General features: G+C 45.9%; 13 protein-coding genes. 12 read left to right on the plus strand and 1 reads right to left on the minus strand.

From position 1 onward, the window contains the following. The first annotated feature begins 35 nt into the window (after positions 1-35). Together MKY95_RS13945 and MKY95_RS13950 are read left to right on the plus strand one after the other, a co-directional pair. Complete coding sequence (locus MKY95_RS13945) at positions 36-1,061, plus strand: iron ABC transporter permease (RefSeq protein WP_051447083.1); 1,026 nt, start codon at positions 36-38, stop codon at positions 1,059-1,061. Next, positions 1,058-2,071 (plus strand): iron ABC transporter permease, encoded by a 1,014-nt coding sequence (locus MKY95_RS13950; RefSeq protein WP_017688818.1) that lies wholly within the window; start codon positions 1,058-1,060, stop codon positions 2,069-2,071. The genes MKY95_RS13945 and MKY95_RS13950 overlap by 4 nt, the downstream gene beginning before the upstream one ends. A gap of 237 nt (positions 2,072-2,308) precedes the next feature. Here the strand turns inward: MKY95_RS13950 and MKY95_RS13955 are convergent, their stop codons facing one another. Further along, complete coding sequence (locus MKY95_RS13955; protein WP_245838103.1) at positions 2,309-3,415, minus strand: LuxR family transcriptional regulator; 1,107 nt, start codon at positions 3,413-3,415, stop codon at positions 2,309-2,311. Between the two features lie 129 nt (positions 3,416-3,544). Here MKY95_RS13955 and MKY95_RS13960 point away from each other — a divergent pair, with 129 nt between their 5' ends. The 10 genes from MKY95_RS13960 to MKY95_RS14005 all read left to right on the plus strand — a co-directional run bounded on the left by MKY95_RS13960 (position 3,545) and on the right by MKY95_RS14005 (position 16,607). Continuing rightward, a complete protein-coding gene (locus MKY95_RS13960; protein WP_036608640.1) occupies positions 3,545-4,252 on the plus strand; it encodes a class I SAM-dependent methyltransferase in 708 nt (235 codons plus the stop codon). Further along, on the plus strand, positions 4,236-5,333 hold the full coding sequence (locus tag MKY95_RS13965; RefSeq protein WP_076318087.1) for a saccharopine dehydrogenase NADP-binding domain-containing protein: 1,098 nt from the start codon (positions 4,236-4,238) through the stop codon (positions 5,331-5,333). The genes MKY95_RS13960 and MKY95_RS13965 overlap by 17 nt, the downstream gene beginning before the upstream one ends. Positions 5,334-5,407: 74 nt before the next feature. Further along, the gene (locus MKY95_RS13970; protein ID WP_036608638.1) at positions 5,408-5,701 is read left to right on the plus strand and encodes a hypothetical protein; all 294 of its coding nucleotides are present in this window, start codon (positions 5,408-5,410) and stop codon (positions 5,699-5,701) included. A gap of 78 nt (positions 5,702-5,779) precedes the next feature. After that, on the plus strand, positions 5,780-7,072 hold the full coding sequence (locus MKY95_RS13975) for an amidohydrolase (RefSeq protein ID WP_076318086.1): 1,293 nt from the start codon (positions 5,780-5,782) through the stop codon (positions 7,070-7,072). A gap of 192 nt (positions 7,073-7,264) precedes the next feature. Then, positions 7,265-8,311, plus strand: a complete 1,047-nt coding sequence (locus MKY95_RS13980) for a hypothetical protein (protein WP_076318085.1) — start codon at positions 7,265-7,267, stop codon at positions 8,309-8,311. A 90-nt stretch (positions 8,312-8,401) separates the two neighbouring features. Continuing rightward, positions 8,402-10,357 (plus strand): S-layer homology domain-containing protein, encoded by a 1,956-nt coding sequence (locus MKY95_RS13985; RefSeq protein ID WP_076318084.1) that lies wholly within the window; start codon positions 8,402-8,404, stop codon positions 10,355-10,357. 194 nt (positions 10,358-10,551) lie between these two features. Then, positions 10,552-12,516 (plus strand): ABC transporter ATP-binding protein/permease, encoded by a 1,965-nt coding sequence (locus tag MKY95_RS13990; protein ID WP_076318083.1) that lies wholly within the window; start codon positions 10,552-10,554, stop codon positions 12,514-12,516. 29 nt (positions 12,517-12,545) lie between these two features. Further along, a complete protein-coding gene (locus MKY95_RS13995; protein WP_076318082.1) occupies positions 12,546-13,214 on the plus strand; it encodes a response regulator transcription factor in 669 nt (222 codons plus the stop codon). Then, positions 13,211-14,554: a HAMP domain-containing sensor histidine kinase gene (locus tag MKY95_RS14000; protein ID WP_083669692.1), complete on the plus strand. Its 1,344-nt coding sequence runs from the start codon at positions 13,211-13,213 to the stop codon at positions 14,552-14,554. Before MKY95_RS13995 ends, MKY95_RS14000 begins: the two co-directional genes overlap by 4 nt. Before the next feature lie 217 nt (positions 14,555-14,771). Beyond that, on the plus strand, positions 14,772-16,607 hold the full coding sequence (locus MKY95_RS14005; protein WP_076318080.1) for a UbiD family decarboxylase: 1,836 nt from the start codon (positions 14,772-14,774) through the stop codon (positions 16,605-16,607). The last annotated feature ends 238 nt before the right edge of the window (positions 16,608-16,845 follow it).

Here is a 16,845-nt window from a genome sequence, read left to right on the forward strand (position 1 = left end):
TTTGGATTGTAAATAGGTGATGAAAGGGAAACGAGATGAAAAGCAAGCCTGAACAAAAACGCCGTGGGGCGATGAACTTCACCATGTACATGGTAATAGGGCTTGGATTAACGGTTCTCATGTCGGCGGCATCCATTATGTTTGGTGCTGCTGATATGAGGTTAGCAACGGTATGGGAGGCTATTTTCCGATTTGATCCAATGCTCACTGAACATCAAATTATTCAAACCATGCGTCTCCCGCGTACCGTAGCTGATCTGATCGTTGGGTGCAGCCTTGCGGTATGTGGCGCTATCATGCAGGGGACAACGCGTAATCCGCTGGCCGACTCCGGGCTGATGGGGATTAGCTCTGGCGCAGCATTTGCAATTGCACTATGCCTGGCCTTTCTGCCGGGTTATTCGTATTGGCAGATGATGTTGTTCGCTTGTCTGGGAGCAGCGATCGCCACCGGTATGACTTACTTTACCGCGTCACTGGGCAATCGCGGAATGACGCCTCAGCGGCTTGTACTGGCAGGTCTGTCTATTTCAATGTTGTTTGGCGCACTCAGTCAGTACTTGGCAATCAATTATGATTTGGGGCGAGCATTGACATTCTGGACGGCGGGTAGCACAGCGGGGGTCAAATGGGGAGAATTGCTGATTATCTCACCGCTCTTTGTTGGGGGTATACTGCTGGCACTGGCGCTGTCCCCTTCCGTTACATTGCTCAGTTTGGGAGATGATGTGGCAAGTGGACTCGGCATTCGTAGCGGACTGGTCAAGATTTTGTCGACAATTATTGTACTTGTGCTGACTGGATTGGCTGTTGTTGTCGTTGGCCCTGTTGGTTTTGTGGGTCTGATCACCCCGCATATTGTGCGATATATGGTAGGTGTCGACTATCGATACATTATTCCGGCAGCGGCTTTATATGGTGCGTTGCTGACCGTATCGGCTGATTTGGCTGGACGTTTGATCAATAAACCGTTCGAAACGCCGATTGCCATTATATTTTCTATCATTGGTGTGCCGTATTTTCTCTTCTTGGCTCGAAGACAAAGGAGGGAATATGAATGATCAAGCGGCGTTATACGATGAAACGAGGCATTATCATCAATGTAGTGCTTATGGTGCTCATACTTGTGTTTGCGATCATTAGCATGAATTCTGGCAAAATGAATCTTTCACCGCTAGAAGTGCTGAACGTTCTCATAGGAAACGGTACCGATAAGCAAAATCTGATTGTTTTTGATTTTCGTTTGCCACGAATTGTACTTTCGATCTTGGTAGGTCTGGGAATGGGAGCGGCGGGTGTCGTGATGCAGAGTTTGCTGCGTAATGACATGGCTAGTCCGGGGACACTGGGTATTAGTTCGGGATCGGGTTTGTTTGTCCTGTTCTTCGTTGTATTCATTGCATCCACAGGCAAGAGTTCCTTTATTGCTCTGCCTCTGTTGGCTTTTGTTGGCGGACTATTGGCGGCGGGGTTGATCTTCTTATTATCGTATCGCCGCGGACGAGACATCTCGCCAATCGGTTTGATTTTGACCGGGGTCGCGCTAGGAAGCGGGTACGGGGCGCTGACGACCTTCTTGACACTCAAGCTGGATGATTCGCAGATGAACTTCATGCTGTATTGGCTGGCGGGGAGCCTATGGGGCGATGATTGGGGTTATATCTCCATACTGACACCATGGGTCTTGATCTTACTCGGCTACATTTTTTACAAGGCTCGCATATTGAATGCCCTCCATTTGGGCAATCAGACAGCACAGGGGCTTGGTGTTTCCGTGAAGCGACAGTTCTTGGGGTTGTCAATCGCTGCTGTTGCTTTATCCTCTGGCAGTGTAGCTGTGGGAGGTAGTTTCTTTTTCGTTGGATTGATCGCTCCGCATATGGCCAGAAAACTGGTCGGTCCCGATCACAAATTGCTCATTCCGGCTGCCAGCTTGGCTGGGGGACTAGTCGTGGTGTTGGCTGACACGATTACGCGCACGGTTAGCCTCGTAGGAGATGTGCCAACAGGAATCGTTATTACAGTTATTAGTGTTCCATATTTTCTTTATTTACTAGCAAAAGCCAAATAACACAATCAATAATATAGTCGGAATTTTTTGTGGAAAACGGCTTGGCAGGACTGTGCGCTGCATTTTAAAGCAGAATGCACGATATCAAAAGTTCAAACATCGAAGTTACCCTGTATTACCGCTATGCTTTTTAAACAATAGCTATAGAAAAAGATGCCATTACGAGGATATCGTATTGGCATCTTTTGATTTTTTCTCATTTGATAGTTAATTTGATACTGGAGAATTATTCAAGATTTATATGGCAGGTTCATCCGACAGCTGAAAACGGGAAACGAAATACCAGATGAGCTCGCGACGTGAGGATACCTTGGTTTTGGCGAAAATGGATTTTAAATGATCCTGAACCGTGTAGACGGAAATATGCATCGCAGCAGCAATTTCCTTGGACGAATAGCTACGTAGCACATATCCGAGCAGTTCCCGCTCTCGACTGGATAATCCATGGCTTTCAGCGAGCAAGGGCAGTAAATCCTGTGGCATCGCCTGCTCCAAATGGATAGCAATCTGATCCGGCCCTGTAAGCTGTTGCATGAGACTAGCATGAAGTATGAGGTAACGCCCATCCGGAAGTTGGATGCAAACTTTGGAGGGTGATTCGGGAGCGATCTGAGTATCCACGACCAGTTCTGCCCGATTCTTGCGCTGCAGGTGGGAACTCACTGCACGTACCGGACGGGGCAGAACATCAGGCCCTACATGTTCCAGCATGCGCAATTGGGACAGCCAATATTGAGCGGAGGCGTTCAGGGATAAGAGTTGGAACGTGTCTGAGGTGATCAAAATTCCGGGTTCCTCGGGACTTTCACTCGTGATCTCATCGATCAGTGTCAAGCTCGTGGACCGCAGCATCGATGCAATAGAAGCGGTCCAGGACTGAATCATCCACCGCTCCTCCTCTGTAAAGACAGCACTTTCTGTCTTACGATATAGGGTCAGATATCCCCAGCAAGCGTCTCCACTAACCAATACAGCACGTAGTTCATCACCGAACCCCGCTGGCTGAAGAATGTTGATATATCGAGGGCTTTGTTCAAGCTGTAAGTTGGACGTATGAAGTGTAGCTGTATGCTCACCGCTGCGAATTAATTCAGCGTATTTATGTATATCTTCTTCCATGTATTCATTGATGAATAACCCATCATGAATGGCCTCAATGCCATCTTCTGTCACGGCTCCTGTGGAGAGAAGAGTCAGAGGATCAACGGTAGTGAAACAGTATGCATCGTAAGGTATAACCGTATGGATCTGCTTGAGAACAGCTTCCCGATAGGTATGTGAGGTCCAGGTTCCTTTCTCAAGAGAAGTGATAAGTCTGTGGTTCCGATCAATACGTGATGTCAACAAGATTACTCCTCTCTCTGTGCGCATATCCCAATGTTCTGGGATTGTAGGCTCGTCGTATCCTTCTATAATGAAATTAGACGAACAACGAGTCAAGTCTAACTTCAATTCAAGAGGAGTGCGGTGTCCATGAATCACAATCTATCACCGATGAGCTGGGAAACAGCAGATGTTCATCGTTACGAACAATCGATAGCCCTGAAAATTCCGGGTTATTCTCATATGCATGATCTAATGGAACGGCTGCTGTCAGCATCTTTCGCGAATAACAACGATATTCATATCCTTGTTGCCGGTGCGGGAGGGGGAAAAGAGATTGCTCTGCTCGGATCACGTCATGCCGGTTGGACATTGACTGGAGTAGATCCATCACAGCCCATGCTGCAACTTGCTGAGAAACGAGTCACGGAAGCAGGCATCGGTTCCAGAGTGAAACTGCAACCTGTCACGGTTGAAGAATTGCCGGAGGATATTGTATATGATGGGGCGACAAGCATGCTCATGTTACATTTCCTTCAGGGGATGGAGGCCAAGAGAACGTTTCTGACCAGCCTCGCAGCTAGACTTAAACCGGGTGCACCACTGATCATTGCGGCTGTAAATGCCGATCTTCGTTCACCTGCACATCCAATCATGATGCAAGCTTGGAAGGATCATATGTTGAGTGTGGGCGTCCTTCCTGAAGAGTGGGAGCGCTTTGCTGCTTCCCTGGGCCGTGAATCCGATCCAATATCCTCTGAAGAGATGACTCAGCTACTGACCGAATGCGGTTTCTCACATATTACACGTTACTTCGGGGCGTTCTGGGTGGAGGGGTATTATGCAATTCGAAACTAGCGTGAACCCTATGAAAGATCAGATCTGGGTGGTTGGTGGTTATGGTCAAGTGGGGCAGATGATATGTACTCAACTGGGGAAATTGTTCCCGGGTAAAGTATGGGCTGCGGGTACACGCATGAACCGTGCGGAAGAGTTCAGCAGGTCTACAGGTGGTGCTGTGCTACCGCTTCAACTGGATGTAACAAAACCTGTGGAGCCTTCAATGTTACGGTCTGTGAAGTTGGTAATCATGTGTGTGGATCAGAGCGATACCCGGTTTGTTGAAGCCTGCGCACAAGCCGGAACCGACTATATTGATATTTCTGCAAAATATGATTTTCTCGCTCAGGTTGAACAGTTGCACACCAAAATGCAACGTTCCCAATCGACCGCGATCCTCAGCGTTGGATTATCACCCGGAGTGACTAATTTGCTTGTGCGCGAAGCGACCATGCATATGGATCAGGTGGAGGAAGCAGACATTACCGTAATGCTGGGACTTGGTGAGAAGCACGGAAAAGCTGCCGTGGAGTGGACCGTTGATCAGATGAATGCCACCTACCAAGTGATGCAAAAGGGCAAACCTGCTGAGGTACAAAGTTTCGGAGATGGCAAACGTATTGATTTTGGAGCAAAACTTGGGCAGCGGAAGGCCTATCGATTTAACTTTTCGGATCAGCATGTGGTTGCTCGGACGTTACGTATTCCAACCGTATCTACCAGACTCTGTCTGGACTCCCGCTGGATCACAAGATCTATGGCAATCTCCAAACGTGCAGGGTTGTTTTCGTTACTGCGTATCCCGTCTATTCGGAATGGAACGGTTAAGGCATTTGGCCTTATTCCTGGGGGAGAACCGATGTATGCAGTCAAGGTCGATGCCGTAGGATGGGAAAATGGTGAGCAAATCCGCGTCGAACAACTACTGGTCGGTGCAAAGGAAGCCGATGCAACAGCAGCTGTAGCTGCAGCCGTGGCAGAACGTGTGTATAAAACAGAGTTGCCACATGGTGTGTTTCATATTGAACAGTGTCTCTCTTTGCAAGACATTCAGGATGCACTTCATACGCCACTAAAGGTGACGACCAAGATCACCTAGTTTCATGTTCTTTTGCTGAGAACCTCCGATCTGCTATGATGGAACAATAATCATGGCATGAATGGAGGGAGATCATGAACTGCGTTGCTGTATTACCTTATTACAAAGTACAGAGAGAAGTGACGGGTCTCGCCCAAGAGATTGAGATGAATGCCCGCTCCATGATTCTGTATTCAGATAAAATCGTGACCAAATACCGCGAGTTCAACATCACGGAAGTGTTTGATATGTCATTTCGCCGTATGGGTGATGAAGGTGGATTTTTCTATTTGCACACAAGCACAGGAGTATATCCATATATGGTCGAAATCGACCCGAAACCGTTTATACAACATTTCAGAAAGATGACGATCCAAAAATTAAAATGACTTGACCTTGCCGTTACGTGAAGGCTTACCCTCGGATATGGCAAGAACCATAACCAATTCAGAGGAGCCGTGAATGTAATGAGTATACTGATTCAGCAAGCTACGATCCTAACGATGAAAGATGCCGATGCCCCCTTTACGGGGGATATTCGTGTTGAGGGTGATCGCATTACTCATATTGCTGATCACATTGTGCCTCACCCCCAAGATGAGATTATCGATGGACGCAATAAGGTTGCCATGCCAGGACTGATTAATGCCCACCAACATACACCGATGAGTCTGCTCCGGGGATTCTCGGATGATCTGAAGCTGATGGACTGGCTCGAACGCAAAATGCTGCCTGCTGAAGCACGGATGAACCCGGAAGACATCTATTGGGGTGCCAAGTTATCCATCGCCGAGATGATCCGTTCGGGTACCACTGCGTTTGCGGATATGTACATTCATATGAATGAGATTGCAGAAGCGGTTAAGCAAACGGGTATGCGGGCATCGCTTACACGTGGGATGGTATTCATGGAGGATGATGGGGGACGCAGGTTGCAGGAAGCGATCGATCTTGTGCAACGCTGGTCTGGAGCGGCCGATGGGCGGATTACAACCATGTATGGACCCCACTCACCCTACACTTGTCCCATGGAGCCACTACGTGAAGTCATTGCTCTGGCTGTCAAGGAGGATATCCCGCTACATATTCATCTGGCTGAGACAAAGGAAGAAGTTGTGAAGATTCGTGAGCGCTATGGCTTGACTCCGACGGAGTATTTGGAAGAGGCGGGTATGTTCGAACAGGCACATGTGTTGCTTGCGCATGGTGTACACCTCAATCGCAGGGACATCGGCAGATTGAAGGGCATGCGCGGCGGTGTAGCACACAATCCAGTCAGCAATCTGAAGCTGGGCTGTGGAATTGCTCCAATTACCGAGATGTTGGCTCAGGGAATTAACGTTGGAATCGGAACGGATGGAGCGGGAAGTGCCACAACCGTGGATATGTTCGAGGAGATCAAAGCCGCGACCTGGCTGCAAAAGCTGGATTATGGCGACCCAACTCGCTTGCCAGCCAAGGACGTACTAAGCATGGCTACACGCGGAAGTGCTAGTCTACTTGGTCTACAGGATGAAGTGGGGATGCTTGAGGTGGGGTGCAAAGCTGATCTGATCCTGATCGATCTGGCGAAACCACATCTTCAACCGGTACATGAGGTAGAATCGTTACTGGCTTACAGCGTAAATGGGGCGGACGTGGACACCACGATTGTGAATGGTCAGATCCTCATGAGAGGCAGAAAGCTGCTCACGATCGATGAGGATGAACTTTACCGTGAGGTGAAGGTTAGAGCCAAACGGATTGTTGAGGGAATTTAATTTTAGGTGAATATGATCCGAACTGGAAAATGATTTGTGTTCAAAACGCTATGGAGGCATACTCCATGGCGTTTTTTGTCGAATTACAACTGGAAATAGTTCCATGGTCCTGTTCAGAATCGGTTCAGAATGACTCGTTATACTGAGCATGTAGTTGTTCAAATTTGAAATGTACACGAGGAGGAACATGAATTGAAGGGGAAACAAAACAAAAAACGGCTTAAGCCGATATTGAAAAAAAGCATGTTGACTGCACTCGGGTTGGGCATTGCATTGCCTATAGGTGGAACGCTTTCTCAAGCTAACGCAGGAGCAATTGGTCCGGTAATAAACATTTCACGACCTGTTCTTAACGATGGTATCCATTGGTTAAATTATTCATCAGAACAAAACGATCCTTCTTTTGTGTCCGGTGTACCCATCGAGGTAACGAACAATATAGTTAGAATCAATTTAAGTACACATTTTCGATCCGATGAGTTTAATATGCTCACAGCCAGTTCAGGTGATAGCAGTATAGCTGAGGTGTATGTAGAAACAAGACAAGATGAAAATATGCCAACACCTACAAGTACATTGGTGGTTATTCCTTACAAGAGCGGCAAAATCAATATCGAATTGAAAGCTAAATATACAGTATCTGATGTACCAGAAACGGTTACGGATAACTTTGAACTTCACATTAGTAAAAAAGGGGATGTAAATGCAGACGGAAAAGTGAATTCTGCGGATGCAGCAGACCTTTTGGAATATCTTCGTAACATGCTAAGTCGCCGCGGCTTTACCTACGTAGAGATGAACCGAATGGACGTGGATCGTAATGCGGAACCCTCTTTGGGGGATATGAATGCGTTGTTAAACGGATATGCCAACAAAACACTTGGCGCGAAAAACAATGACTATGTGTTGACCTTCCAACAAGTGGACGATGCGCCTTATGTGTTGAATGGTCAATTGAAGGATTACATGGAGAACGCAATTGCCACTGATTATGATTTAATGGATGTTGATGGGGATTACATTAATACTCCTTCTTATCAGTGGTACCGCGCAACAGAAGCTTCAGGAGAAGATATGGTTCCAATAGAAGGGGAGACACGAGAACAGCATACCGTTACATCTGAGGACGAGGATCATTATCTTGTGCTCGAAGTGACTACTCATTCCACTTCGGATACGAATACGGAGCCTAGACGAGTATACATTGTTGGAAAAGAAAAAATACAACGCCCTGATTAATTCATATTTTTAATTCAGATAACGAATAACAATATTTTTTCTATCGTTACCATACATTCTACCAATTGATACACACATGGAGGCTAATACATGTTTCAACCGAAAAAGAAACGTCCAAGAATCAGAAGAACAATGTCAGGTCTCATTGCACTGACGCTACTCTCGTCACTCGTATTCCCGAGTGTAGCAGGAGCAGAGCCAGCGGAACCATCACAGGTGCAGTTTGCAAATGTTAGTGTACAGGCAGGGCAGACGGTTCATGTTCCTGTTGCATTGAAAAAATCCCATTTCGGGGTGAAAGCTTATAATATGCAGATTGATTATGATACGTCTGCACTGGAAATTGTTCGGATCACGCCTAAATCTGTCAACGTCATCAGCACATCCCCAAATGAAGATGGTGTAGCAGACTTCCAGTACCAAATTAATAATGCGGAAGGCTGGGTACGGATCATCTGGGTTGATTTTACTGGGGGTGACCATTCAATTGTAGATGAAACCCAATTATTTGATATGGAGATCAAAGCCAAAAGCAATGCGACGCCTGGAACGAAACAGCTATCCGTAGATCAAACTGATTCAGAACATTGGCATTTTACCAATGTAGAATATCAGAGTTACACTGAATTGTCCGGTGGAACAATCACAATTACAGCAGCAAACTCAGGTGGCGACAATTCTGGTTCGACACCTACACCGAATCCTGGTAACTCTTCGGGTGGAGGAGGAGGAGGAAGTGTATCGCCAACTTCACCCGTGATTACCCCAGTTCCATCGACTCCGGCGGTAACCAAAGGTGTAGACATCTATGTGAACGGTCAGAAACAGGAACAATCTGCAACGGCCACCACATCAACGGTAAACAATCAGGTTACCACCACGGTTCATGTGGATAATGAAAAAGTCATCAATCAGATTGGAAGTGGACTAAAAACGCTTCTGCTGCCTATTACAGGTACTGGCAAGGGTGCGGTCGTTGGTGAACTGAACGGCAAGTTGGTCAAAACAATGGAAGGAAGTAATGCCGAAGTTGTCATTCAGACTGATAGCGGTACGTACACACTTCCAGCTAACCAGATTCAGGTGGATCAGATTCTGAACCAATTCGGAAGCACGGTTCCATTGGAAGATATCACAATCCAAATCGCTATTGTGCCTAGTGCCACATCTAAACAAACAGCAATTCAGGCTGCAGCGGATAAGCTGGAGAACACAACGGTGATCGCAGCTCCGATTGATTTTGAAGTAAAAGCGATCTGGAATGGACAGCAAGTTAATGTAGATCGTTTCAACTCTTATGTAGAGCGCTCCATTACTTTGCCAGAAGGTGTCGATGGTTCAAAGATCACGACAGGAGTTGTGCTTCAGCCGGATGGCAGCCTTCTGCATGTACCGACCAAGGTTATCAAAGGTAATGGACAAGATTCTGCTATTATTAACAGCTTGACGAACAGCACTTACGCTCTGATCTATCATCCGGCAACATTCAGCGATGTATCAAGTCACTGGAGTCGTGTTGACGTACAGGATCTGGCATCCCGTCTGATCGTACAAGGTACTGGTGAGAACGTATTTGCGCCAGACCGGAGTATTACGCGGGCAGAGTTTACGGCTGTTCTGTTAAGAGGTTTGGGTCTGCACTCCCCGCGCAGTACAGAAGCGGCATCGTTCACGGATGTGAATACTGGCAGCTGGTATGAGGATGAGGTTCAGACGGCTGTGTCCTACGGCCTGATCTCAGGTTATGCTGACGATAGCTTCCGTCCGAACAACGAAATTTCTCGTGCTGAAGCGCTGACTATTGTGTCACGTGCGATGAAACTGGTCGGTCTGGCACAGGCCGACGCGTCGGAGACAACAAGTCTGCTGAGCACATACAGCGATAGCGCTAAAGTACAGGCTTGGGCAGCAGAGCCAGTTGCATCGGCGATTAAACAAGAGCTGGTACAAGGTGCTGATGGTAAACTGATGTCAGATGCAGACATTAGTCGTGCACAGTCAGCCGCGATTGTGAAAAGGTTACTTGCAAAAGCGGGATTAATCTAATCAAATTTTGGACACCTACACTTACTTGAAATGATTTGTTTCAAGCAAGCTGTAGGTGTTTTTTTTGCATATAGTTCTCTTCGAACCTGTTATAGGTGCAATGGTCCAGTTCATTATCAGTTCATACTGATTTGTTACGATATGAACATCAAATAGATAGATATCGTGCATGATCAGGAGAGGAAGAGATCCATATGAAAATACTTGAAGTTAAAAATGTGAAGAAATCATACACCTTATATGGAAAAGAAAGAGTTCCGGTACTCCACGGTTTGAACTTAAGTTTTGAGACAGGGGAATTTGTCTCCATCCTTGGCGAATCTGGCTGCGGTAAGTCGACACTGATGAATATCATTGGTGGTATGGACTCCGACTATGAAGGGGACGTCGTTGTTCGTGGCAAGAACTTAAGTGCCATGACAGAGAAGGAAATGGATGATTATCGGAAGAATAATATCGGCTTTGTCTTTCAAAATTTCAATCTGATCCCGCATCTGTCTGTCCTCGAAAATGTGACGATTGCGATGCAAATGACGGATACCAATGAGAAGGATCGCAACCAACGTGCCGTAGATATATTGACAGAGGTGGGACTGAAGGATCATCTGAACAAACGTCCCAACCAGTTATCTGGCGGTCAGAAGCAACGGGTTTCCATCGCACGGGCGTTATCCAACAATCCCGATATTATTCTTGCAGATGAACCGACGGGTGCTCTGGATAGGGAAAACGGAGATCAAATCCTCGCTCTGCTCGACAGTATAGCCAAAAAGGGAATGCTGGTGATTGCCGTTACTCACTCGCAGAAAGTCGCTGACTCCGGTACACGTATTGTGAAGGTTGAAGAGGGGCGCATTAGTGACGATATTCACCTGAAAGATCCTTCTACGGCTGTTTACGAGAGTGGTCAGGATTCTTCCCGGAGCCTGAGCTTGCTTGCTTCATTCAAGATGGCACTTAAAAATATGAAACTCAACGGCAAGCGTAATGTATTGGTAGCATTGGGTGGATCTATAGGTATATTAAGCGTACTCCTGATGCTCTCCTTGGGGAATGGAATAACGACGTATATGAATGACGAAATCAATTCAAGTATGGACCCTTTGCTCGTGGATATAACCAAGCCGAGTGAAGAAGCCAAGGATATGCAAGGCCCCGAGGCCTTGATGGCACCAGGTGAAGCGTTCACCGAAGCTGATGTTGAGACGATTCGCAATTTTCCTAATGTGGATCATGTAGAGACGATCACGACCATTACAGGCAAATCCACGATGGTGAATGAAAAACAAAGTGTAGGACTCACACAGTTAACAACGTTAACGGATGCTTTTGATCCAGCATTGATGACAACTGGTGTTCTGCCGGTAGAAAATCAGATGCTGTTACCTCTCGATACAGCGAAACAATTAAGCGGAAATGATCAAGCTGAAACCATGATCGGCAAGTCCGTGTTTTTATATATCAATGAGATGGATAGTAATAATAAACCAGTGACTTTGGAGAAAGAAGTAACGATCTCAGGGATCTACGAAGCGGCAGATCCACGATCTCCAATGCAGCAATCCCCGGGATACATTTCATCAGAGACGTTGGAGCAAATGTATGCGGACGAAGGAATAACGATTGGACCAATTCAAGTTAACGCCTATGCAACCGATATGAAATATGTAAATGATATCAATGAAGCTGCTGTAAACGCTGGTTTCGCAGGCTCCCAAATGGCCAAGGTCATGGAGAATATCACCACATATGTAAGTATGGCTTCCATTGTACTCGCGGGTATTGCAGGCATTTCGTTGATCGTATCCGGTATTATGATACTGGTCGTACTCTATATTAGTGTCGTGGAACGGACGAAGGAGATCGGCATTCTTCGGGCCATTGGAGCAAGAAAGAAAGATATCAAGCGCATATTCTTCTCCGAATCTGCCTTATTAGGCGTATTTAGTGGTATTATTGCGGTAATCTTTGCAGTGATCATCAGTTATGTATTAAACATTCTTTTGGACAATGCGTTTGGAGCAAAACTGATTAATCTCTCGGGATATTACATCTTGTTCGGTCTTGTGGTAAGTACAGCGATTAGTATTGTGGCTGGTTTGATGCCATCATCAAAAGCGGCGAAGCTGGACCCGATGGAATCCTTACGATACGAATAAATATCAATTTTGGAAAGGATAATGGCTACATGAACACAGTTCTGGTGGTGGACGATGATTCCCATATCCGCAAATTAATCCGAATCTATCTTGAAAAGAATCAATTCTCCGTGCTGGAAGCGCCAGACGGTCAAGAGGCGTTAGATATCCTCTCGCATACGAAAGTTGATCTGGCGATTGTGGATGTGATGATGCCGCGAATAGACGGTATTGAACTGACGGAAGATATCCGGTCTTATCTGGATATTCCCATCCTGATGGTGACTGCCAAGGGAGAATCCAAGGACAAAGTCAGAGGATTTAATGCCGGGTCAGACGATTACCTGGTTAAACCGTTTGATCCTGTGGAGTTAATCTTGCGTGTGAAATCGTTACTGAAAAGATATAACAAAAGTTCATCAAACATGATTCAGATCAGCGGTGTTACGATTGATTTGGGCAATCTGATGGTTGTTTCGGATGGACAAACTATCGAATTGAAAAAGAAGGAATGTGAATTGTTATTTTCTCTGGCGAGTTCGCCAGGGAAAATATTCACACGTACACAGCTTATAGATGACATATGGGGCATCGATTACGAAGGAGATGAGCGTACAGTTGACGTACATATCAAACGGTTAAGGGAACGGCTTGAACCTGTACCTGAGCTAGTGATCTCAACGATAAGAGGACTTGGATATCGTCTGGAGCGGGCATGAAAATGTTTAGGAAAAGCCTGCGACTTCGCATCGTAGCTACGTTTATCGGGATTGTTCTGGTGAGTTTGATTCTCTCCTTTATGATAAATAACGGGTCCCAGGAAAAGACACCGAATCGGTTTATGGTTACTTTTGCTCAAGATCTCGCTACACTGATTAACCTGATCGATGATCCGGAAAAAGTACAATCAAGCTTAGGTATCTTTGCTCGCTACGGCTTAAATATCACTCCCGTGAATGAACAAAGTGAAGTGTTATCTTCCTTGCCAGAGGACAAAGTTCATTCGTTATTTGAAACGGGTACAACGGATGCCATTTTTCTGTCCAGTAAAGATGGAATCGCGACCATAGGTGTTCCTGGAACAAACGAGGGGATCGGCACATTTCTAATTCAAAGCGATTTCTCCTCTCTTTTTCATACACTGCGAAACACGCTCTTAACCTCACTATTAACAGTTCTGGTGATTGGCAGCTTATTAATCCTGTTCATGTCCGGGTACATTGTGAAACCGATTAAGAGATTAACGGTTGCAGCGAAGGAGATGTCATCAGGTGACCTGTCGGTTCGCTTGAAACATAATAATCAGGATGAGTTTGGCGAACTGATGGAGAGCTTTAATCATATGGCCAGTGAGTTGCAAAAAATCGATTCGGTTCGTGATGACTTTGTCAGCAACGTCTCTCATGAAATGCAATCTCCGCTCACATCAATTAGAGGATTCACCAGAGCACTACAAGATGGTGTTATTCCATTAGAAGAGCAGAAAGAGCATTTGGATATTATCTATGAAGAAACGCTGCGCTTATCGAGGCTCAGTGATAATCTGCTTCGGCTAGCCTCGCTGGATTCAGAGCATCATCCGGTTCATTTCACCACATTCCAGGTAGATGAACAATTAAGAAGGGCGATCTTACTGGCAGAGCCGCAGTGGGCTCAGAAGGACATACAGATCGAATTGGATTTGTTGCCCTGCGAGATCACAGTGGACAAAGATTTGTTTGATCAGGTCTGGCAAAATTTAATAAACAATGCGATCAAATACACCGGTCCACAAGGTACCATTCATGTCGAAATTGAGACGTCATCTTCATTTGTGAAGGTATTGATTAGAGATTCTGGACAAGGAATACCTGAGGAAGCACTCCCGTATATCTTTGATCGATTCTACATGGTGGACAAAGCGCGAAGCAGCTCGCTTCGAGGGAATGGATTGGGTTTGTCCATTGTCATTAAAATCTTGAAATTGCATCAATGTACAATTGATGTAGAGAGCGAAATGGGAAAAGGTACACAGTTTATTGTCACGATCCCCAGATCGACCATTACACCTACATCTTAAGGAAAGCCAGAAAATAGAGAGCAGCAATATGGTAACAATCGGTTCCTGTGTGTTCAGGATTCAGATTGTTGCCAGATTGCTTTTTTTGATATCTGTATTTGCGACAAAATTTCACATATAGTTTTGTTTAGCAGTGGATCATTTGATAAAATAGAAGAGACATTGTGTGAATCTATGAACTTAATTAATTTAATCATACAGAGAATGGAGCCATCCAATGAAATATCGCAACATGGAAGATTGTATTAACGATCTGGAGCAGCACGGTCATTTGATTCGGGTCAAAGAAGAGGTTGATCCTCATTTGGAGATGGCAGCGATCCACATGAAAGTGCACGAGGCTAAAGGCCCTGCTTTGTTATTTGAAAATGTAAAAGGCTCAAAGTTCCAGGCCGTATCCAATCTGTTCGGCACGGTGGAACGAAGCAAGTTCATGTTCCGCGGTACGCTGGAAGGCGTACAACGGGTCATGGCAGTTCGTGACGATCCCATGAAGGCGCTTAAGACGCCATTTCAGCATGTCCAAACAGGTCTTGCTGCGTGGCAGGCGCTGCCAAAACAGAAGTCTATAAGCTTGCCGGTGTCCGCGCAAGAGATTCAAATCTCGGATCTGCCACTCATCAAACACTGGCCTATGGACGGTGGGGCATTTGTGACGTTACCACAGGTTTATTCGGAAGATCCAGACAAACCAGGAATCATGAATTCGAACTTGGGGATGTACCGGGTTCAACTGGATGGCAATGATTTTGAAATGAACAAGGAAATAGGGTTACACTATCAGATTCATCGCGGAATTGGTATACATCAAGCCAAAGCTGTCAAAAAGGGAGAACCACTGAAAGTGAGTATTTTCATTGGGGGTCCACCTGCACATACACTTTCAGCGGTTATGCCTTTGCCTGAAGGACTTAGTGAGATGACATTTGCCGGTTTGCTCGCTGGACGTCGCTTCCGGTACAGTTACAAGGACGGATATTGCATCAGTAATGATGCTGATTTTGTCATCACGGGTGATATCTACCCAGGTGAGACAAAACCCGAAGGGCCGTTCGGTGATCATCTGGGTTATTACAGTCTGACACATGAATTCCCGCTAATGCGTGTGCATAAAGTCTATGCCAAACCTAATGCCATCTGGCCGTTTACAGTTGTTGGTCGTCCACCGCAAGAGGATACGGCGTTTGGTGATTTGATTCATGAGATTACTGGAGACGCGATCAAACAGGAGATTCCAGGTGTCAAAGAAGTGCATGCGGTCGATGCGGCAGGGGTCCATCCATTACTGTTTGCCATCGGCAGTGAACGTTACACGCCGTATCAGGCGGTGAAGCAGCCGACAGAGTTGCTTACGATTGCCAATCGTATTTTGGGTACGGGTCAGCTCAGTCTTGCGAAGTACCTGTTTATTACTGCTGAGGATCAGCAACCTCTGGATACCCACAAGGAAGTTGAATTCCTGACCTATATCTTGGAGCGTATGGATATGCAGCGGGATATTCATTTCCATACCCATACAACGATTGATACACTCGATTATTCGGGTACAGGACTGAACAGCGGAAGCAAGGTCGTTTTTGCAGCATATGGCGACAAGGTTCGAGAGTTGTGTACGGAAGTTCCGGAGTCTTTGAAAAACATTCGTGGTTATGAGAATGCACAGCTCATCATGCCGGGTATCGTTTCGATCCAGACATCGGCCTTTACGAGTTATGCGGATACAGCACAGGAGATGCAAGCATTCACGTCTCTATTGAAAGAACAGGGAGGTCTGGACTCGTGTCCGATGATCATTCTATGTGACGACAGTTCGTTCCTGAGTGCTAACCTCAGCAACTTCTTATGGGCAACCTTTACTCGAAGCAACCCTTCACATGATATGTATGGGGTTAATAGCGGATATGATCACAAGCATTGGGGTTGTGATCAGGTTATTATTGATGCGCGTACCAAACCCCATCAGGCACCACCGCTGATTCCCGATGCTTCGGTAGAGAAGAGCATTGAACGATTTTTTGTTAAAGGTGCTAGTCTGGGTTCGATCAAAATCTAATTTGAGATGTCTTGAAGAAGTTCAAACGGAGCGTTTGAACTTCTTTGGCTTACTCTGATACGGCAATGAGGCACAAAAGTGTGTAAAAGTTTAAAACCGGGACTAATTTGGATGTTGGAGTGAGGATAAAGTCTTAGGCGTTCGTATTTACCATTGTGATTAAGGTCGTTTGAACTATGTATGAAATGAAGAATTATAACGATATAAAGAAGTATAGGTATTTTTGTGGCCCCGTTCC

The sequence above is a fragment of the Paenibacillus sp. FSL P4-0176 genome (genome assembly GCF_037975265.1).
Taxonomy (GTDB): domain Bacteria; phylum Bacillota; class Bacilli; order Paenibacillales; family Paenibacillaceae; genus Paenibacillus; species Paenibacillus amylolyticus.